Origin of the sequence: Flavobacterium algicola (genome assembly GCF_022399565.1) — a bacterium.
GTDB lineage: Bacteria > Bacteroidota > Bacteroidia > Flavobacteriales > Flavobacteriaceae > Flavobacterium > Flavobacterium algicola.
In genome coordinates, this window is the sequence record NZ_JAJTUT010000001.1 from 592,668 (window position 1) to 615,355 (window position 22,688).

General features: G+C 34.4%; 14 protein-coding genes. 9 read left to right on the forward strand and 5 right to left on the reverse strand.

What is annotated here, in order from left to right; all coding sequences use genetic code 11:
- The first annotated feature begins 167 nt into the window (after positions 1 to 167).
- The 9 genes from LXH21_RS02590 (at position 168) to LXH21_RS02630 (ending at position 13,403) form a co-directional block, all read left to right on the forward strand.
- On the forward strand, positions 168 to 2,309 hold the full coding sequence (locus LXH21_RS02590; RefSeq protein WP_239862505.1) for a polyribonucleotide nucleotidyltransferase: 2,142 nt from the start codon (positions 168 to 170) through the stop codon (positions 2,307 to 2,309).
- 456 nt (positions 2,310 to 2,765) lie between these two features.
- The gene (locus tag LXH21_RS02595) at positions 2,766 to 3,419 is read left to right on the forward strand and encodes a hypothetical protein (protein WP_239862507.1); all 654 of its coding nucleotides are present in this window, start codon (positions 2,766 to 2,768) and stop codon (positions 3,417 to 3,419) included.
- A gap of 333 nt (positions 3,420 to 3,752) precedes the next feature.
- On the forward strand, positions 3,753 to 4,616 hold the full coding sequence (locus LXH21_RS02600) for a sigma-70 family RNA polymerase sigma factor (protein ID WP_101137626.1): 864 nt from the start codon (positions 3,753 to 3,755) through the stop codon (positions 4,614 to 4,616).
- Positions 4,617 to 4,771: 155 nt separating this feature from the next.
- Positions 4,772 to 5,389 carry a hypothetical protein gene (locus LXH21_RS02605; protein WP_239862509.1) on the forward strand — a complete coding sequence of 206 codons (618 nt, stop codon included), beginning with the start codon at positions 4,772 to 4,774 and terminating at the stop codon, positions 5,387 to 5,389.
- 171 nt (positions 5,390 to 5,560) lie between these two features.
- A complete protein-coding gene (gene rpe / locus LXH21_RS02610; protein ID WP_239862512.1) occupies positions 5,561 to 6,223 on the forward strand; it encodes a ribulose-phosphate 3-epimerase in 663 nt (220 codons plus the stop codon).
- Between the two features lie 658 nt (positions 6,224 to 6,881).
- Positions 6,882 to 9,995: a SusC/RagA family TonB-linked outer membrane protein gene (locus tag LXH21_RS02615; RefSeq protein WP_239862514.1), complete on the forward strand. Its 3,114-nt coding sequence runs from the start codon at positions 6,882 to 6,884 to the stop codon at positions 9,993 to 9,995.
- Positions 9,996 to 10,027: 32 nt separating this feature from the next.
- A complete protein-coding gene (locus LXH21_RS02620) occupies positions 10,028 to 11,497 on the forward strand; it encodes a RagB/SusD family nutrient uptake outer membrane protein (RefSeq protein WP_239862516.1) in 1,470 nt (489 codons plus the stop codon).
- 20 nt (positions 11,498 to 11,517) lie between these two features.
- Complete coding sequence (locus LXH21_RS02625; RefSeq protein ID WP_239862518.1) at positions 11,518 to 12,474, forward strand: PKD domain-containing protein; 957 nt, start codon at positions 11,518 to 11,520, stop codon at positions 12,472 to 12,474.
- 5 nt (positions 12,475 to 12,479) lie between these two features.
- Complete coding sequence (locus LXH21_RS02630) at positions 12,480 to 13,403, forward strand: polysaccharide lyase family 7 protein (protein WP_239862520.1); 924 nt, start codon at positions 12,480 to 12,482, stop codon at positions 13,401 to 13,403.
- A 110-nt stretch (positions 13,404 to 13,513) separates the two neighbouring features.
- Here LXH21_RS02630 and LXH21_RS02635 read toward each other — a convergent pair whose 3' ends face one another.
- The 5 genes from LXH21_RS02635 to LXH21_RS02655 all read right to left on the reverse strand — a co-directional run bounded on the left by LXH21_RS02635 (position 13,514) and on the right by LXH21_RS02655 (position 22,409).
- Positions 13,514 to 14,413 carry a carbohydrate kinase family protein gene (locus LXH21_RS02635; protein WP_239862521.1) on the reverse strand — a complete coding sequence of 300 codons (900 nt, stop codon included), beginning with the start codon at positions 14,411 to 14,413 and terminating at the stop codon, positions 13,514 to 13,516.
- Between the two features lie 159 nt (positions 14,414 to 14,572).
- Positions 14,573 to 16,315, reverse strand: a complete 1,743-nt coding sequence (locus tag LXH21_RS02640) for a RagB/SusD family nutrient uptake outer membrane protein (RefSeq protein ID WP_239862523.1) — start codon at positions 16,313 to 16,315, stop codon at positions 14,573 to 14,575.
- 9 nt (positions 16,316 to 16,324) lie between these two features.
- Entirely contained in the window at positions 16,325 to 19,474 is a 3,150-nt protein-coding gene (locus LXH21_RS02645) for a SusC/RagA family TonB-linked outer membrane protein (RefSeq protein WP_239862524.1), read from the reverse strand.
- A gap of 12 nt (positions 19,475 to 19,486) precedes the next feature.
- A complete protein-coding gene (locus LXH21_RS02650; RefSeq protein WP_239862526.1) occupies positions 19,487 to 21,031 on the reverse strand; it encodes a glycoside hydrolase family 32 protein in 1,545 nt (514 codons plus the stop codon).
- 58 nt (positions 21,032 to 21,089) lie between these two features.
- Positions 21,090 to 22,409 carry a sugar porter family MFS transporter gene (locus LXH21_RS02655; protein ID WP_239862528.1) on the reverse strand — a complete coding sequence of 440 codons (1,320 nt, stop codon included), beginning with the start codon at positions 22,407 to 22,409 and terminating at the stop codon, positions 21,090 to 21,092.
- Between the last annotated feature and the right edge of the window lie 279 nt (positions 22,410 to 22,688).

Consider the following 22,688-nt stretch of genomic DNA (forward strand, 5'->3'; position numbering starts at 1 on the left):
GCGCAAGTACCTCTTTTTGTTTTTTAGGCCACTTACAATTCGTGTGGCAAAATATATAGAATAAAAAAAGTTTTGGTTTTTCATTGGATTATACGCATTAACTACGCGCAGCAACTACAACACAACTAGTTATCCATTTTTTTAATAACCAAAAAAAAGAAAAATTTATGATTCCACAATTATTTGTAGAAAACATCGATTTAGGTGATGGAAGAAACATCACAATCGAGACAGGTCGTTTGGCTAAGCAAGCAGACGGATCTGTAGTAATTAGAATAGGAAAAACTGTGATTTTAGGAACAGTTGTATCTTCAAGAAAAGCAAGTCCTGGTATTGACTTTTTACCACTTACGGTAGATTACCGAGAAAAATTTGCTGCTGCAGGACGTTTCCCTGGAGGTTTCTTCAAAAGAGAAGCTAGACCTAGCGATAGTGAAGTTTTAACAATGCGTCTTGTTGACCGTGTTTTACGTCCACTTTTCCCTAGTGACTACCATGCAGAAGTACAAGTTATGATTCAATTAATGTCTTATGACGAAGATGTTATGCCAGATGCACTTGCAGGTCTTGCAGCATCAGCAGCATTAGCGTTATCTGATATTCCTTTTGAAACATTAATTTCTGAAGCTAGAGTTGGTCGTATCGACGGACAATTTATCATCAACCCAAGCCGTGCACAATTAGAATTATCTGATATTGATATGATGATTGGTGCTTCTATGGATTCTATCGCAATGGTAGAAGGTGAAATGAAAGAAATCTCAGAAGCTGAAATGGTTGAAGCAATTAAATTTGCTCACGGACATATTAAAAACCAAATTTCTGCTCAACTACGTTTACAAGCTGCTTTTGGTAAAAAAGAAGTTCGTACATATGAAGGAGAAAGAGAAGATGAAGCTATTTACGCTAAAGTAAAGGCAGCATCTTATGATAAAATCTATGCTATTGCAAGCAAAGGTTCTTCTAAACAAGAACGTACAGCTTCATTTGACGATGTAAAAGAAGAAGTGAAAGCTTTGTTTACAGAAGAAGAATTGGCTGTAGATGGAGATTTAGTTTCAAAATACTTCAAGAAAGTAAACAAAGAAGCAGTTCGTAACGTAACCCTAGACTTAGGAACACGTTTGGACGGAAGAAAAACTACAGAAATCAGACCTATCTGGTGTGAAGTAGATTATTTACCATCTGTACACGGATCTGCATTGTTTACACGTGGAGAAACTCAAGCATTGGCTACAGCAACTTTAGGTACCTCTAGAGAAGCAAACCAAATTGATTCACCATCACAACAAGGAGAAGAGAAATTCTACTTACACTACAACTTCCCTCCTTTCTCTACAGGTGAAGCTCGTCCGTTGAGAGGAACTTCAAGAAGAGAAGTTGGTCACGGAAACTTAGCTCAAAGAGCTTTAAAAAATATGATTCCTGCAGATTGTCCTTACACAATTCGTGTCGTATCTGAAGTATTAGAATCTAATGGTTCGTCTTCTATGGCAACAGTTTGTGCTGGTACATTATCATTAATGGATGCTGGTATCCAAATGATTCGTCCCGTTTCTGGAATTGCAATGGGATTGATTACTGACGGAGAGCGTTTTGCTGTATTGTCTGATATTCTTGGTGATGAAGATCACTTAGGAGATATGGACTTTAAAGTAACTGGAACATCTGTTGGTATCACAGCTTGTCAAATGGACATCAAAATTGATGGATTGAAATACGAAATTATGGAAGCTGCACTTGCTCAAGCACGTGATGGTCGTTTGCATATACTTGGAAAATTAATCGAAACTTTAGCTACTCCAAAAGATGACGTTAAAGCTTACGCTCCAAAAATTATTACAAGAAGAATTCCTAATGCTTTCATTGGAGCATTGATCGGACCTGGTGGAAAAGTGATTCAAGAATTACAAAAAGCTACTGGAACAACAATCGTGATCAATGAAGATCCTATTACTGAAGAAGGAGTTATTGAAATTTTGGGAACTGATCCTGCTGGAATTGAAGCAGTATTAGCTAAAATTAAATCAATTACTTTCAAGCCTCAAATGAATGAGTCTTATGAAGTAAAAGTTATCAAAATGTTGGATTTTGGTGCGGTTGTAGAATATACATCAGCTCCAGGAAATGAAGTTTTATTGCACGTATCTGAGCTAGCTTGGGAACGTACAGAGAACGTTTCTGACGTAGTTAACATGGGTGACGTTTTTGAAGTGAAGTATTTAGGTATGGATCCAAAAACTAGAAAAGAAAAAGTGTCAAGAAAAGCACTTTTACCAAGACCTCCACGTGAGGAAAGAAAAGAGTAATCATATCTTAGTTTACTAAAGGTTTAATTATATAAAATCCCGTTTCATTTATTTGAAACGGGATTTTTGCATCTATATTAACATGAAAGGGTTGAATTATTATTAAATAGAATAGAATGATGGAATATTAAATTAAAAAACTGGAAATGAACAATGCGATTACCTGATTTAAAGACCTTTAATTGATTGCCGTAGAATTATTATATATTATTGTATGCTTTTTGTTTAAATATACTAAAAGCAACAATTTAAGAGTTAATTACCACCACCGCACTACTTAAGTTAGTACATTTACATTTAGCGTTTTGCAAAAGTATTATATATGTATCAATTTTAAAATACCTCAAGTAGGTAAAAACGATTTAATTGTATAACAGGATAGGCAATACGTAAAGTGGCATTTGAATTTATTAAAATTTTGATTCCATTTTTATTAATCAAAATAAAACGAACGATATGAAATACCAAGTTACAATAGACAACATCCAAACGATTGACGAATTAAACAACTATTGGACTGTAGAAGACTACGTAAACCTTCTTGGGCTTTATGGTTTTGCTGATGAAAAAAGTACTGATATTGCAGAGTTGCGTGAAATGTTATTTATGGCTATAAGTGATTTTGAGCCTAATGAAGCTGCAGTTATCGTCCTTACTTACAAATTGTCTGATGAATTATCAGAAGGGCAAATAGATCAAATTTCGAATGACATGTTATTGGACAAGGTTTGCGAAGAATATCCAGTAATTAAACTTCATGCACGACTGTTTCACTGTAACCAATTGTTGCATCATGCTTACAATGGAAAATTCCCTAACGCCAAAGCGCTCGTTGTAAAATGTACCATAAAAGGGCACGAAAAAGAAGTATTAACCAAAGAGCAATTCTTAAAAATAATGAACAATGGTTTGGCCGAAAGTACTTTGATCAAACGTTTGTTTGACGAACCAATGACAACTGAAGCTCCGTTTCCTGATGCTGACGGAATTGTATGGGAATTGAAAACGGTAGATAATGAAAAGTACGAAATGTTGACCTCTGAATACTGGATGGAGCGCAATGACATCATCGCCGGAGAATTTGAAGGCGAAGTATTTGAAGAAGCATAAGCTACTCTATACAGTTATTTTTGAACTTTATATATCAGCCACAATTTACAATTTTTCACTCAGGTGCAAAACTGTAAATTGTGGCTGATTTATTTTACTATTTATTACAAAATAATATTTAGGTTGCACGCACTTTGCATTAGGGATGGGAGCGGCATCCTTTGTTGTAATGAAATGGAAACAAAGATATAGCGGATAGCCCGACCGAAGGGAATGCCCTGCTTAAATTTAGCTACAAATTAAAATAAAAAAATAATTTCTGATTTTTTGTAACTTTTAATGTAGTTCGTACGTATAACTACTGTACCCAATAAAATTTGAGGAGAAAACACCATGAGACAACTAAAAATTACCAAACAGGTTACCAATCGTGAAACCGCATCATTAGATAAATATTTACAAGAAATAGGTAAAGTTGATCTTATTACTGCTGACGAAGAAGTAGAATTGGCACAAAAGATTAAAGCAGGAGACCAACAAGCTCTTGAAAAATTAACTAAAGCTAACTTACGTTTTGTGGTTTCGGTAGCGAAACAATATCAAAATCAAGGTTTGACACTTCCCGATTTGATTAATGAAGGAAATTTAGGTTTGATTAAAGCTGCACAACGTTTTGATGAGACGCGTGGTTTTAAATTTATATCATATGCTGTATGGTGGATTCGTCAATCTATCTTGCAAGCTTTGGCTGAGCAATCTCGTATTGTTCGTTTGCCATTGAACAAAATTGGTTCTATCAATAAAATCAACAAGATGTACGCTTTGTTAGAGCAGTCTAATGAACGTCCACCATCTGCTGAGGAAATTGCAAAAGAGTTAGACATGACAGTTAATGATGTAAAGGAGTCTATGAAAAACTCTGGTCGTCACTTATCAATGGATGCACCTCTAGTTGAAGGAGAAGATTCTAACCTATATGACGTATTACGTTCTGGTGAATCTCCAAATCCTGATAGAGAGTTGATCCACGAATCATTGCGTACTGAAATTGAGCGTTCGCTTGAAACATTGACTCCTCGTGAGGCAGATGTAGTTCGTTTGTATTTTGGCCTTGGAGATCAACACCCAATGACACTAGAAGAAATTGGTGAAACTTTTGACCTAACTCGTGAGCGTGTACGTCAGATTAAGGAAAAAGCGATTCGCAGATTAAAACATACTTCAAGAAGTAAAATCTTGAAAACATATTTAGGATAATCTACATGTTAACCTACTTTGAACTCCAGCTAATCACTGGAGTTTTTTTTTATTATTATTAAAGCTAATAAAATCACGAGCTAGCATTAATTTAACATAAACCTCTAACAAACAAACTATTAATCCATATCTTTATTTTCGAAAAAATCAAAGTCATGAGAAAAATTATTGTCGCATTATCATTGCTAGCCGTAATCGCTTGCAAAAACAAGGAAGAAAACAATAGTGAACCTAGCATAATGGAGGCTGCAGATGGAGTAAAAAACCTCAACAAAGCTGCAGATGCACTTAAAGATTATGAGAAAAAAACGGAAGAACTGAAAAAGTTAAGTCCGGTTTCTAATGCTGTTTTTAAACAAGTATTAACCGATCGCTTAGATGATTTACCAAGGACTAGTTATAACGCCGGAGCTGCCTCTTCAATGGGAATGAGCACAGCCGAAGCTAATTATGGAGAAGTGAATACTAAAGCTGTAAAAGTTACTTTGCTTGACGGAGCAGGAGAAACAGGAAGCGCGATGTTGGCCATTATACATATGACACTTGCAATGGATATGGAATCTATAGAAGGTACCAAAACAGAACAGACAGAGGAATTTAATGAATATCGATCTTTGACTCAAAATAATACAGACCCTAATAGCTACACTAATTCTAAAATCACTTTTATTTACAAAGAAAGGTTTCAAATTACTTTTGAAGGATTCAAAATGCAGTTGGATGAATTAAAATCATATGCCAAAAGACTAGATTTATCTCAACTCGATCAATAAGCTTTATGAGTATATTTAGATTGTATATTTGATCAATGCGCAATTGTTACCAATTCCCCTGCCTGTTATTTACATTTATGATTTCACTTTAAAATGTGTTTTAACAAAATCTGATATTCATTTTATTTATAAAAACTATCTTTGCAGTAAAAACACTTAGTTTATACTATTATGAAAAATACATTAATTGCACCATCAGTATTAGCAGCTGACTTTGCCAATCTAGAACGTGATATCAAAATGATTAATGCAAGTGAAGCCGATTGGTTTCATATTGACATCATGGACGGTGTATTTGTTCCAAATATTTCTTTTGGAATGCCCGTTTTAGAAGCCATAAAAAGACATGCTACTAAGACCATCGACGTACACTTAATGATTGTTGATCCAGATCGTTACATTTCGGCTTTTAAAAAACTTGGAGCAGATATTTTGACGGTACATTTTGAAGCTTGTACTCATTTGCACAGAACGCTGCAAGCTATTAAAGCAGAAGGCATGAAAGCTGGTGTTGCTTTAAACCCACATACAAGTATCGATCTACTAGAAGATGTTATCAATGATATTGACCTAGTTTGTATTATGAGTGTAAATCCAGGTTTTGGAGGACAGTCTTTTATAGAAAACACTTATGCTAAGGTAAGTAAATTGAAAGCTTTGATTGATCGAAAAGGAGCATCGACTATTATTGAAATAGACGGTGGTGTAACCAATAAAAATGCAAAACAGCTAGTTGAATCCGGTGCAGATGTACTTGTCGCTGGAAGCTACGTTTTTGGAGCAGAAAACCCAACTGCAACTGTTGCAGACTTAAAAAAGTTGACTTCTTTCTAAGAAAACAACAATAACCATTTTACAAAAGCTGTCTAGAAATTTATCTTGACAGCTTTTTTTTTGAAAAATTACTTATAACTAAGTTTTATAACTTTACATAAAGATACTTTTACAGTGAATACAAGAGGTTTTCCACTTCTTTTTATACAAAGGTTTTGTTGGAAAATTTTCAGTAATCAGTAATTATTATACTCAAGAAGTTGTTCTGTTTCATACAGGTTCGATCAGAGAATCAATTTCGCAATAAATATATTTCCAATTCTTAATTAGCCACTGTACAACTTTACAAGCTGTGAAATATCATTAAATACCATCGAAATCTACTGTAATTTTTGTTTACTCAATTTCTCCATGCTAAGAGTCTTATTACAGATTTTCTTCATTTAGAATATAAAAAAGTATTTTTTTTTCTTCTAATTACATTTATCCAATTCAGGGATATTATACACCTTCTTATCCTACTGTATATAGGAGCTAAGCAAAAAACACAAAAATATATTTTTATCAAAAATTTACCATAAATTAACTAAAAACAATTCGAATTTTAACTTTTAATTTTGAATTACTTAAAAATGTCCGTATATTGCAAACCCGCACTGGTAAACCAAATTGGTAATCCAACTTGGTTTACGAATATATTAACTAAAAAAAATCCATTATGAATTTAAAAATTAAGTTATCGTTACTGGTCATTTTGCTATTTAATTTAGTGGCGTTTGCCCAAAATAGTTATAAATTGACAGGAACAGTATTATCAGCCTCGGACAATCTTCCAATCCCAGGTGTTAATGTCAATATTGCAAAATCAACAAAAGGAGTCTCTACAGATTTTGATGGAAATTATGCCATTGATGTAAAAAGCGGTGACGTTCTTCAATTTTCATATCTAGGTTTTACTACTCAAGTACAGATTATAGAAAATCAGAAAAAGATAAACATATTATTAAAAGAGAATGCATCAATGCTCGACGATGTTGTTGTCATTGGTTATGGGACACAAAAAAAATCGCACTTAACGGGAGCTATATCCAAGGTTACAAATGATGACCTTGACCAAATCGCAGTTGCCAGAGTTGATGATGCCTTGGTAGGACAAGTATCTGGTGTAAACATACAGGCCACAGATGGTGAAGCAGGTGCTGCTCCAACAATTACGATTAGAGGAGTTGGTTCTATGGCTGGTGATTCTACGCCATTGATTGTTGTAGATGGTATTATAGTAGATTCTAGTTTTCTAGGTTCTTTAAACATGAATAATGTAGAATCATTTGAGATTTTAAAAGATGCTGCATCCTCTTCTATCTATGGATCTAAAGGATCAAACGGTATTATTATGATTACCATGAAGTCTGGTGTCGCTGGAAAAACAAAATTTAATTACAGCACATATACTGGAATTAAAACGCCAAGAAAAAGTGAAGCTTATGGCTATACCACTGCCGATTGGGCAAAACAACAAACAGATGCTGGTTTAGAGCTATCACCTTACACAGTTGCTCAATTGCAGATTGGAACAGATCGCTCTTGGCAAGATGTTTTCTTTGAAACGGGTGTGATTACAAATCACTCTATCTCTCTTAGAGGAGGTAATGAGAAAACTAAGTTTGCGACTAGTTTAAATTACACAAATGACGAAGGTGTCTTATTATTAGACAATTACAAAAAATACGGTGCACGATTAAAAGTGGATAGTAAGGTAAGTGATAAAATTACTGTTGGTGCCAACTTGAGCCCTTCGTTTACTAATAGAAGAAGATTTTCTGAAAACATACATAATGTTGCTCGTCACCAACCTTGGTTACCAATATATCATACAGAAGAAACACTTCGTTTTATTGATCCAAATGGTGTGTACGCTGGTCTAGTTCCTGGAGATTATGCTCGAATGGTACATTTTGAAATGTTCGATTTAGATGGAGATGGTCAAATTAATGATATTCTTCAAAATATTGGTAATAGTAATAATCAGAATCCTTATGCCAGAGTATCGGAACGTAACAGAACAGATCAAAAATTCCAGTTGTATGGTAGTTTTTACGGACAATACCATATTACAAAAGATTTAACTTTCAAATCTACATTGGCAGGTTCTTATGATGATACAAAAAGAACTGACTACCTAGGTGTTTTAGGTAAAGAAAGCCCTACTGATGCTTATATGACTGAGATTGCTCAAAAAGAGAACTATATTATTTTTGACAACTTTTTTAACTACAATAAATCAGTTGGAAAACATGATATTGGTGTTACTGCAGGTATGTCTGTAGAAAGTAGAAATTATTTCTTTTCAACTGTTACAGGAACAGGATACACTAATGATGTTGTACAACAAATTACAAATGCAACAACAATTTCTGATGCAGATGCATTTGAATGGCAAAAAAGAGGGATTTCGTACGTATCTAGAGTTAACTACGCTTACAACGATAAATACTTAGCGTCTATAAGTATGAGACGTGACGGAAGTTCAATTTTTGGTTCTAAATATCAATATGGTAATTTTCCAGCGGCGTCTATAGGTTGGAATATTGGTAAAGAAGCTTTTTTAATAGACAATAATTTTATTAAGAATTTAAAATTTAGAGCTAGTTATGGTGTTACTGGTAACGACCGTTTGAACACTGGAGCAGTTGATCCAGATGCACAAGGAAGTACTTCTACATTAAGCACAGGTAACATACTTGTTGATTACTATCCACATTTAGCTTTACTTACTGCAGATGGTTCTAGTTATAGTGTTGATGGTGGAGTGCAGGCAGGTTTGTCTCCAGCCAATATCGCTAATCCTGAATTAAAATGGGAACGTTTAATTGAATTTAACCCAGGTTTGGATTTTGGAATTTTAAATAATAGAATTACAGGCTCTGTTGACTGGTACCAAAGAACTAGTGATCAATTATTATTACCCAATCCGATATCTGCTACGACAGGATTTTCTAATGCCTTGGTAAACTTAGGAAAAGTTAAAAATACAGGTTGGGAATTTGAGTTGAGAACCAAAAACATCAGTACACGTGATTTCAAATGGAGCACTACATTTATTGGGACAACAAACAACAATACTTTGATTGACTTTGCTGATTCAAATGGACAAATTACGAGTCTAGATCCTAGCCGTCCTGCTGAATGGATCAATCTTGAAGGACAACCTATCTCTTTGTTTTACGGATATGTTGTAGATAAAGAATTAGCTTTTGAAGATAGAGACAGACCCTACAGACACGTTGGTGCACAAGCAGGTTTGGTTTATGTAAAAGATTTAAATGGTGATGGTGTTTTGGATAGCGAAGATAAAACAGTTTTGGGTAATCCCTACCCAGAGCTTATTTGGAGTATGACAAATGAATTTAGTATTGGTAATGTTGATGTTTCATTTATGTTCCAAGGTTCACACGGTGCCGAAGTGAGAAACATAGCAGATCACTATTTATTTAGTAATAATAACAATAGAACTTACTTGGATACGGCTGAAAATACAGAATTTTTAGTAGATAAATTTTTTACTAGTAGTATTGTTCAAGACGCATCTTATATTGCTTTAAGAAATGTAAGTATTGGATACAATTTCTCAAAAGACCTATTGGATAAAATTGGAGTGTCTGGATTAAAAATCTATGCAACAGGACAAAATTTAATGTATAAAACAGCAGCAAATTACACCGGATGGAACCCAGAAGCAGTAGACAAAACGAGTCCTACTCAATATGGTTACCAAAGAGGTGGGTCTCCTATCTACAGTACGATATCCTTAGGTTTGAATTTAGACTTTTAATAATTCCTTTAATCGATAAAATAAATAATATTATGAAATATATAAAATATATAACTGTCATACTAACAGTAGGTGTATTCGCATCTTGCAGCGATTTCTTATCTCCCGCTCCTAGTTCCAGTATTACTTCTGGTAATTACTACACCACGGCAGAAGAATTAGAAACAGGTTTGATAGGTGCTTATGCTGCTGTCAAGGGGATCAATGATTATGACAAGGATAATAATCACGGTGTACAATATGAGTTCTATGTAACCGAAATGCGTAGTGATAATACAAGTACAAAAAGTCCTGATTCTGAGGATGCCTCAGATGCGGGTCAACTAGAAAGTTTTAGTGTATTACCAACAAATAGTTTTGTACTGAATTACTATTCTAGCTATTTTCAAATAATCTACAGAGCAAATGTAATATTAGAAAATCTAGGTGTAGTTACTGATACTAATAAAGCTGCAGCACTTGAAGGTGAAGCGAAGTTTCTAAGAGCATATGCTTATTTTAACCTTGTTCGACTATTTGGAGATTTACCATTAATCAATCGAGTAATATCTCCTGCTGAAACTGATATTCAATACACAAGAGTTAGCTCAAGTGTCATTTATGATCTTATTGTAGCCGATTTAGATAATGCTGTTTCGGGTCTAGATCCTGACATTACTGGATTTGCAACTTATAAAACTAGAGCATCAAAAGCAGCTGCTCAAGCCTTGTTGGCAAAAGTGCACTTAACAATAGGAACTCCTGATTCGTACACTAAAGCGCAGCTATTATGCGAAAGCATAATCAATAGTCAAAAATTTTCTCTTAAAGATGATTTTCATGATGTGTTTTACACTGAGCTAAACTCTGAAATTATATTTGCGATCGGTTACGAAAATGGTATTCAAAACAACAGCCAATTATTTTCATCAGAATGGATGAATGCAGTGGGTAGAACTAGTGGTGTTAATTATGCAACCTCTGATGTTATCGCTGCAATAGACGCTAATGGAGGACAAAGAGTTGCAGATTCTTATAGAGAAGATCCGATTTCGACTGGAACTATTAGATACCAAGTAGCTAAATATTTTCCAAATGGTGAAAATGGAGGAATTGACGGAAAAACATTTACTGGTTTACCTAGATTAGCGGGTAATGACTGGATTATTTTGAGATATGCAGATGTATTGTTAATGCATACAGAAGCTATTATGGCAGGAGCTAGCGAGACGTCTGCTTCAACTGCAGTTGCATCGTTTAAGTTGGTAAGAGACAGAGCTGGATTAAATACGCCTAATTCGATTAAAAAAACTGATTTACTTTTAGAAAGACGTGTCGAATTTGCTTTTGAGAATCAAAGATTCTTTGATTTAGTTCGTTTTGGTGAAGCTGAATCTGTACTTAGAGCTTTTTCATTGGCTAATGATTTCACATTTGATTCAACTGATTTATTATTGCCTATTCCGCAAAACGAAATCAATTTAAGTAAAGGTGCTATGAACCAAAACCCAGGTTATAATTAAGATAAAAAAAACATATAATTATGAAAAACAATAATATAATAAAACGAATCGCAAAATTCAGCAGTAGTGCTGTTGCGCTTATGGCTTGTTTTTTACTAGCATCTTGCGACCCCACTATTGATTCACTAAAGTTTGATTTACCAGAGGCGAATTCAAAAGAGGATTTAAATCCTCCGATAGCTAATTTTGCTGCAACAGAAACAGCCGATTATTTAACTTACACTTTTTCTAATACCTCTTCAAGTGCAACAGATTACACTTGGAATTACGGAGATGGATCCTCTAGTGTAGGTAAAGATGGATCAAATACATTTCCTGCTGAAGGAACGTATACAGTTAGTTTGACAGCGATAGACAAATTAGGAAAAACGAGCACATTTACATCTGATATTGTGGTTGTAAAACCAATCATCCCGCCGTCAATAATTCCAGACATTTTAAATGGTGACTTTAGCGATGGCCAAGATAATTGGAAATTTAGCAGCTTCTCTGGAGGAACCACAAGTCCTTATAACACAAGTGGTGATGGATCATGGCTGAACTATGATGGATCTGACAATGGCTCTAAAACTGCTGGTGCCAAATGGACACAATCCACATCGGCTGGAGTATATACAAGCAGTAAAACTAGATATGCATACCAAGCCATATTAATTACTCCTAATACTCCCTATATATTAGAGTATGAATATGCCATTAAAACAGAAGCGGAACAAGATGGTGTTGCTGCAGGTGGTAATAGAATCATTGGAGAAATTTTAAATGGTCAGTTTTCTGACGGTGCTGATGCCATAGCAAGTTCTACTGCAGGACCATTAGCACAAGATGTTGGTCTTAAAACTTTAGGAAAGACAACTTTTACAAAAGTCACTAAACTATTTACATCGAATGCCACAGGAGCAGTTTCGATATTAATCTATGGCGTAACTGATGTTGATGCATACGTTGATAACGTTAAGGTTTATCCAGCAAATTAATTAATATGATAAAATACTTAGTAAAAGGGTTGCTTTTCTTTTTATTTATTACACTTATATCTGTTAATGCTACTTGCCAAGAAAAGGCAGGTAGCACAACAGCTATCACTTTCGAAACAGAAAAGAAAGTAGAAAAAAAGAAGAGAAGAAAAAGAGTCAAATTACCCAATATTGATCTAAGTCATTGGAGTGTTACTACCCCAGAATTAAATCATAAGGGAAGTGCTCTAAGTGTACAGCCTCCAGAAATCTTGAATTACGCAAAAGATAAAAGACTTCTGCCTTATATGTACAATGATTCTACTAGTGGTGCACTCGTATTTTACTCCTTCCCTAGTGCTGCTACCACAGCAAATACAAAATATACCCGATCTGAATTAAGAGAACAGATGGTACCGGGTGACAATAAGACCAATTGGACTTTTGCACAAGGGGCTAAAATGAAGGGTAAACTTGCTATGGGTGAAGTTTCAAAAGATGCTGACGGAAAATACCACAGAGTAATAATTATGCAAATTCATGGGGTGTTAACAGACGAACAACGCGATTTAATTGGTCAAAAGGACAACAATGCACCACCAATTTTAAAGATTTACTGGCAAAATGGTAAAATTAGAGTCAAGACAAAAGTTCTAAAAAACCTAAACGCTACAGGAACCGATCTTTTACATGAAGATGCATGGGATGATGACGATGGTTTTAATTTTGAAGAAGAGGTTGGATTTGGTCGATTTACTCTCGAAGTACAAATATCTGATGGCGAAATGGTGATCATCTTAAACAACACAGAATATAAAGTATACGACAGTATTCACATGCGAAAGTGGGGAATTTTTGAAAACTACTTTAAAGCTGGAAATTATTTTCAATCAAGGGATGAAGGTGCCTTTGCTAGAGTTAAATTTTATGAGCTAGAAGTAAGCCATTAATCGCTTATATTATATTTTTTTTGTGTCGTTATTTTCAGGACGAGAAATAAATTAGAAAGAAGAGGCTGTTCATTACGAACAGCCTCTTCTTATTTAATTGATGTATACTATTATTTAGTCATCATGAATTTTTTAATTTCAGCATCACTAATTTTAGGATTAGCACCTTCCTGACCAGCAACTAATGCGCCAATAGCACAAGCATAATTCAATGCTTTTTGAGGTGATTTCCCTTTAAGAAGCCGTAAAATCAAAGTAGCCAAAAATGAATCTCCTGCACCTACTGTATCTACTACTTTGATAAAGTAACCACTATTGTAATAGAATTTTTCATTACAATACAATACCGCTCCAAATTCTCCTTTAGTAACACATACTTGTTTAGTGTTGGTTTTTTCAGCTACAAACTTAATATTCTGCTCAAAAGAATTATAGGGTGAACCTAATTTTTTACTGATTTCTCGTAATTCTTCATCATTCAATTTAATAAAATCAGCTTTTTGCATGAGTTCAACAAGCACTTCTATTGTGTAATAAGGTGCTCTTAAATTAGCATCCAACACTTTGAATTTCGCAGTCTCTAATAGCGAATATAGCGTAGCTCTTGAAACCTCATCTCTACAAGCCAAACTTCCAAAAACAAAAATATCTGATTTTGAAACCTTTTCTTTAATCGCTTTATTCAACTCAATTTTATCCCAAGCAGAAGGATATGCTATATCATAAGAAGCATTTCCTTTTTCATTAATCATAACATTAACAACGCCCGTTTTATACTCATTAGCAGTTTGAACTTGTTCAATATTAATTTCATTTGTTTTCAAAAATCTGACAATATCATCTCCATTACTATCCCTGCCAACACAACTTATCATTGTGGTTGTAATTCCTAATGAGTTCATGCGCAAAGCAACATTCAAAGGCGCTCCGCCTATCTTTTTATGGGTGGGAAAAACATCCCATAAAACTTCTCCAAAGCAAACCGCTTTGAATTCTTTTTTGTTTTTCATATTTATAATAATTTACAAAATAGCTGGTTTGATCTACTAATTATATTTTATATTTAAAGGCACTTATAACTAATTAGTAAATTTGTTTTGAAAAAAGTAAAAGGCAAGTCTAAACTTGCCCTTCGCTTCAATCAAACATCAATAACCAAAATTGATTTTTTAATATTTAGGATTTTGCTTGTATAATCCGCCTGTAAAATTAATTTCTCTCTGAGGTATTGGATAGTATTCATCTCTACCTGCCGTAAACTTTGCATTAGAAAGAAAATCTCTTTTTGTTTTCTCCTTAGTCAGATAAGCATTCAAAATAGGCTCTGCGATACCCCACCTTACAAGGTCAAAAAATCGAGGTCCTTCCATTCCAAACTCTAACCTTCTTTCAAACATCAACGCTTTCATTGCGTAGTCTTTTGTTGGAAAAGTCACATATGGTGAAATTTTATAAACATCAGAAGCACCTGCTGCCAATGGCATGGATTTACTAGCGGCTGCTCTATTTCTTACTCGATTGATTAACGGCAAAGCTTCATCTTTACGATTCAATTGGATTAAGGCCTCAGCTTTGAATAACAATACGTCAGCATATCTAATAAAATCAACATTTTTAGACGTTCCAATAAACGGTCCATTTTTTACATAACAAGCGCAATCTGGTGATTGTTGCTCTTTCATATTACCAAAATACCCATAAACTCCTGGATCTCTCGCCCAACTGAATTTGTAAATCATGTCGCCTGCATCCTTCAAGGTGTTTTTGTATTTGAATGGTCTTCCTGGAATTCCTACCGTATGGTCAATTCTTGGATCCAGAGTTACACCCGTAGTAAGCGGAGCATTACCATTTCCATCAATAGTTTTAAAGATATCAGAATCATTAAAAGTATCAAACAATGGTAATCCAGCAGCATCAGTTTTAAAGGCATTCACCATATTTTGACTCGCTAAGTGAAAACCACAACATCCATAAAGAGATGTTCCATGCGGAGAATTTAGCCCTGTTACATAACTTACTCTCCCTACATTTGTTCCATCATTGATAGAAAATTGAACTGCCCAAATTGACTCTTGTCCATTATCATTGCCGTCTAAAAAGTTTTTCCCATAATCGGACTCTAAATCACCAATCACTGCATCAGCATAAGTAATTACCTCGAGTAATCTAGCTTGATTAATACTTGTTACTTGATGATTAGCATCTTGCTGATACGCTTGGTACAATCTTAGTTTTGCTAAATAAGCTGCGGCGGCATTCTTATCCGCTCTACCTACTTGCTCTTGTGCTTGTTCTAGATTATTAAAAGCAAATAGTAAATCCTCCGCAATTTTATCCCATAATTGATCACTTGTCAAATCATTAGAGGTTTTTAAAATTTGCTCTTTAGTTAAATCCTCAGTAATGAAAGGAACTTTATTAAATAACAATTTCAACATAAAATGAGAATGTGCTCTTAAAAAACGTAATTCTGCTTGTCTAACTTTCTTTTTTGGAAATTCAGCTTCTGTCAATCCATTTATAACATTCAAAGCAAAGTTAGCTCTTGAAATTGCTTTATAATGATTAGTCCAAGTTCTAGGCAACATAAAATCACCATAATCAGCAATTGTGGTATTGTATTGTTCGTAACGATCAATTACATCTACATCGCCACGTCCTCCACCACCTTTGTAAGCGTCATCAGAACGTACGCTTCCATAAACCCATTGGTTGGTTATTGGCCCCACCATTTCGTCATTTCCAATGGCAGCATAAGCAGCAGTTACAAGTGCATCAGCATTTTCGGCTGTTGCAACGCTTTCAGAAGTTAAAACTCCTGTTGGTTCATAATCTAAAAAATCGGAGCTACATGATGCCAAAAACAAGATTGACAGGCAGCTAATAACTATTTTATTATATTTCTTCATGATAATTGCTTAAAAATTAATGTTTAGACCTAATGAGAATGTAGTTGGAACTGGTATTCTGTTCACATCTGTACGTTCTGGATCTTGCCCAATGTATCCTTTTGGAGTAAACCAAAATAAATTTTCTCCTTGTGCATAGATTCTACAACTCGAGATAAATCCTGATTTTCCAACTAATTTTTCAGAAAGGGTATATCCCAATTGCATGTTTCTAACTTTGAAATAAGAGTTATTTCTAAAAAAATAATCAGACGTTTGATTGTCATTGTTTGCCAATGAAAGTGCAGGTACATCTGTATTTGTATTTGTTGGTGTCCATGCATTTAATGTTCCAGGACCTGCATTCTCTCTACCTTGAACAAAATTATTCCAATAGATATAAGGATCTTGTCCGATACGACCTGTTACTCCTGAACCAAATATTGAAAAGTCAAAATCTTTATAGGCCAAACTAATATTAATACCATATTCTAGTTTTGGTAATGTGCTTCCGATAAAAGTTCTATCATCAGAATTGATGACACCATTCCTATCAAGATCAATATATTTAATCCCTCCTAGTCTAGCAGCTACTTGCATTGCATGATCATCAATTTCCCTTTGATTTTGAAACAAACCAGCTGTTTTATATCCAAAAACTTCAAATTGTGAATGTCCTACGATCGAGTTAGCAGCAGTTCCTGGGTAAGCAGCTCTTACTTCTTCTGGTAATTCAGTAATTTTATTTTTTGTTGCTCCAAAGTTAGTCGTTACATTAAATGTCAAGCCGTTATCCAAAGTTTCAACATAGCCTACTGTAAGTTCCCATCCTCTATTTGCAGTTGAAGCACCGTTAACAGAACGTTGTTGACCTTCACCTACAGCAGATGCTACTGGTGGTACTATTAAGATACCCTCAGTTTTTCTAGAAAAGTAATCAAAGGATCCAGATACTTTATTACCAAAGAAACCAAAATCTAAACCTACATTGTACTCCTTAGTAGTTTCCCATTTAAGACCTGGATTCACACCTTGAGTAGATACAAAACCAGAAGGTAAATTACCTGTATTAACTCCATTTAAATCATAAGCTGTACCCACATTATAATAAATATTAAAAAAATCTGGAGCATAAACATTTTGATTCGGACCATATCTCGTTTCATACAAACCAAAGCGAGCATTGTCTCCAATGTTTTGATTTCCTACTTCACCATAACCAGCACGTAATTTAAGATTAGTTACCACTGTAACATCTTTGAAGAATTCTTCATTATTAATTCTCCATCCGCCTGAAACCGATGGAAAGATACCATATCTGTTATCACTACCGAATCTTGAAGAACCATCTCTACGAATTGTAGCTGACAGCAAATAACGGTCTGAAAAAGCATAATTGAATTTACCAAATTGAGATACTAATCTACTTCCTGTCGTTACTCCGTTGTTAGTTCTAGCTCCAGTGGCTGCCGCAAGTGTAAAATAAGATTCAGTTTCTATAGCAAAACCTTCAGCACGTGCAAATAATGAGTGAAAATCTATTTTAACTGATTCCGTTCCTACCATTAGTCCAAACTTATGATCAGAAAGTTTCAAATCATAGTTTAATGTATTTGAAATCGTCAAACTTGAATATTTATTAGTATCTAATGCTAAACTATTTATATTTCTAGTAATAAAACCATTATTCACTGTTGGCTCAATATTTTTACGGTTGTAATCATTATAATCAATACCTATACTATTTCTAAAAGTTAAACCTTTAACAATATCAAATTCAGTAAAAATATTTCCATACAAAGACATTTTTCGTGTATTGTCCCACTTATTTATATCCTGCATTAACAGGGGGTTATTTCTATCTGAGTATCCAGAGCCAATCGGACCTGCATATTCTCCTGTAGAAGTATAAACAGGAATAGTTGGTGCCAAGGATATCGCTAAGCCAGGAGTTGGCGCGCTACCAACATCAGTAGCAGCACTTCGTTCGTCTGACTGCGTAAATTGAGAATTGATTCCGAATTTAACTTTGTCATTAAATAATTTAAAATTAGCATTCAATCTAGCAGTATATCTTTCGTAATTAGTAAATTTTAACATACCACTGTTATCCAAATAACCAAGGTTTAAAACCGCATTTGCTTTATCAGAACCTCCTGAAATTGACAAATCATTATTTACTAATAATCCTGTTTGATATACGGTATCTTGCCAATCTGTATCACCTACAGGAACCGTTGCATCCCCTCCCACAAAAGGTTTAACCGACACACTATTTAAAACTGGATTACTGAAATCGTTATTCCAATCAAAATTATAGATTTCGCCATATCCTCCTGCTGGATCTGCCCCGTCATTTACAGACGCTTGCCATAAAACTTTACCTCTGTCAAGAGCATTTAGCATTTTGTAGCGTTGTTTTTTCTCAGAAAGAACTGAAACGTTAGTACTAAATGAAACCGATGTTTTGTCTCCTTTTCCTTTGTTTTTTGTGGTTACAATGATAACTCCATTTGCTGCTCTAGAACCATAAATAGAAGAAGCTGATGCATCTTTTAAAACCTGAACAGATTCAATAACACTAGGATTTATGCTTGCAAAAACTTCTGGACGAACTGTAGGAACACCATCTATTACATATAAAGGATCTGTATTACCTAAGGTGCTTACTCCTCTAATCAATATTTTACTACTTCCGCCACTTGGATCTCCAGATTTTTCAACTGCCAAACCTGCCACCCTTCCTTGTAAAGCTTGCATAGCATTCCCAGAACTCATACTTTGACCTTCTATTGGCTTCATTTCTACGACAGTAATAGCACCTGTTAGATCAGCTTTTTTCTCTCTAGAATAGCCTGTTACTACAACATCATCTAAGGTCATCGCCGTCTCTCTTAAAACGATATTAATTGTCGTTTGTCCATTTACTTTGACAGTTTGGGTTTCATACCCTGTATAACTGAACTGTAAACTAGCATTTTTATCTACTTTCCCAATTACATATTGTCCGTCCATATCCGTAGTGGTCCCAATACTTGTACCTGTGATGATGACAGAGGCACTAGGTAAACTCATTCCGTCGCCAGAAGATTTTACAACTCCCTTCACAGTTATATTTTGCGCTGTTAATGAGAAAAAAGATCCCATTAAGATTAAATAAAGAATAATTTTGTTTTTCATAATTTAGATAGTTTAGTTAAAATTTAATTGGTTTATAATTAATTGCTCAATAATAAATTCAGTTTTGGCTTTTGAAACCGAAAAAGTTTCCATTTGTTTTTCAGGGAAAAATGTTTCAGTCATTACTGTTTTCCCATTGTTATAAAATATTTCGATTGAAGTTTTATCTACGATAACTCGCACATCTATCGCATTAAAATCTTCAGTAATAGGGGCTTTTGAAATAGCATTGGCAAACAAATCCGAGAAAGCAAGATTTCCAGACTTAGTTCTATCAACAAAAAAGTATTTATCCTTTTTATTAATCCCAAACTGTATTGTATTATTCGCATCATTTGATAGAGAGAAAGTATAGGTGTCATCTTTTAAATTTTTCAATGTAAATCGAACATCCATACTTGCTAAATTCAATAATGATTTATCGATGATTATCGTCTCTTTGTCAATTTTTAATGCTTCTTTTTTAATTGTCTTGCCAACATAATTTTGTAATTCTTTTACAGGTCTTGAACTCACACTGTAATGTTCCTTATCTTTTATAAGTACTAATTCTCTTGCTACAGTCATACTGCTTCTCCAAGTTTCTGTTGGAACTTTTTGAGCATAATTCCAGTTTGACATCCATCCTAAAAATAATTTCCTTCCATCAACCTCAGAAACATTTGAAAAGGTTACACCTGCATAATTATCTCTTCCGTAGTCAATCCAAACTCCTTTATCTCCTTTAATATCTTCCGTAAAAGATGGATCTAGTTTAAATTTCTTTCCGTCAAAATCTCCGACGAAATATTGCGTAGCTGAACCTCCATTTGGCCCACCTGGATTGATACTTAATAGAAGTACCCACTTGTACTCATCGCTACCTTCAATTGCTAGTGGAAAAAAATCTGGACATTCCCAAACACCACCATGAGCACCAACATCAGAACCAAAATCAGACTGAAGCGTCCATTCTTTCAAATTTTGTGAAGTATAAAACATTGTTTTATCTCCTGCTGCCAATACCATCAACCACTGTTTATGAATAGCATCCCAAGTCATTTTTGGATCTCTAAAATCCTTAATGTTTGGATTTTCAATAACTGGATTGGCCTCATATTTCGTCCAAGTCATCCCTTCATCTAATGAATAAGCAATCGCTTGTGATTGCGTTTTAATATCACCAGCTTTTTCTTTTTCCATATTGTGATACGTGAACATCGCAATAATTGGTGGATTTTTTAAAGTTCCAAAACCTGAGGTATTGTTAATATCTACAACCGCACTTCCTGAAAAGATATAGCCTTTTTCATCTGGATAAATCGCAATAGGTTTTTCTGTCCAAGAAATCATATCCGTACTAATGGCGTGTCCCCAATGCATAGGTCCCCAAACATTTCCATCAGGATAATATTGAAAAAACAAATGGTAATAGCCATTGTAATAAAACATTCCATTCGGATCATTCATCCACCCTTTTTCAGGAGTGAAATGAAAATTAGGTCGATACAATTCCGCTTCTGTATAATCTCCTTTTATGGTCGTTCTAGCTTGTTTACAACCAAATAAAATAGTCATTATTAACAGGCAAAACAGTACTCTGAGAGTCTCTTTTTTTAATACATTTTTCATATGCTTACTCTTTAGTTAATTTTTTACTTAATTCTTCTAGTGAAATCCCTTTTGTTTCTGGCATCATAAATGCAACAAACAGCAATTGAAAAACCATCATCACAGCAAAGAACAAAAACACGACTCCTGCTCCAACGGTTGAAAATAAAAATGGAATTAATGATGGTATTATAGCTGCCAAGACCCAATGTGTGGTACTCCCAAAAGATTGTCCTGAAGCTCTAAGATGATTGGGGAAAATTTCAGAAATAAATACCCAGATGACAGCCCCTTGACCAATAGCATGTGCGGCGATAAATAGGAATAAAAATACTGGAACCGCCATTCCTCCCCAATGAAAGAAGAAGGCCATAGCAACTAGTGAAAGTGAAATTATATACCCAATCGAACCGATGTACATTAAAACTTTACGTCCCAATTTATCAATTAAGAAAACCCCCAATAGTGTAAAAATCAAATTCACGATACCGATTCCGATACTGCTTAACAAAGCAGTACTTTCTCCTAAACCAGCTTCTTGAAAAATTCTACTTGAATAATATAAAAAAGCATTAATCCCCGATAGTTGATTGAAAAATGCCATTAAAAACGCCAGTATTAAAGGAGTTCTGTACTTCTTTAAAAAGATAGTATCGTTTGCCAACGCAGCATTCTCATTATCTTCCTCAATTTCTTTTTTCATTTTTTCATAATCGGCTTCTTGCCCCATCATTTCCAATACTTTTCTGGCTTCCTCATTTTTAAATTTGGACAGTAACCATCTTGGACTTTTTGGAATAAACAAAACAAGCAAAACATATAGTATAGAAGGAAAAGCTTCAACTCCCATCATCCATCTCCATGCATTTTCACCAATATCTTTTAATAAAAAGTTGGATAGAAAAGCAACTAAAATTCCTAATACAATATTGAATTGATAAAAAGCTACTAACTTCCCTCTGTCTTTTGCTGGTGCTATTTCTGAAATATAAGTTGGAGCTGTAATTGTAGAAGCTCCTACTCCAAGACCACCAATGAATCTAAATACAGCAAAAACATAAGGATCATTAGCTAAAGCAGAACCAATTGCAGAAACCATAAACAATATACCAATCCATATTAGTGTTTTCTTTCTACCTAATACATTAGTAGGAATTCCACCAAATATGGCTCCTATTACAGTACCCCACAATGCCATTCCCATAACAATGGTTCCATGAAATGCATCTGATGAATTCCATATCGCTTGCAACTTTTTATCAGCACCAGAAATCACTACTGTATCAAAACCAAAAAGGAACCCTGCTAATGAAGCTATCAAAGCCCAAACGAATATTTTTTTCATTATATGTATTTTTTATATTGAATTGCTAAGGTATGTGTAAAAAATAGCTACATATTTTACAGATGTTACAATTCACTACAGCAACGTTAAATAAATCATAAAACAACACACAACTGCCTTAAAATCAATAGATTTTATAAATTTAACAGCATATACTATTTCGTTGTAGATACACTTATGTTACATGAGTTACAATCATGTTACACGGATAACTCCCTTTTTTTGGAAATAAAAAAATAACAGAACATTTCTAAGACTTCTTAAAGCCATTTGGAGAAA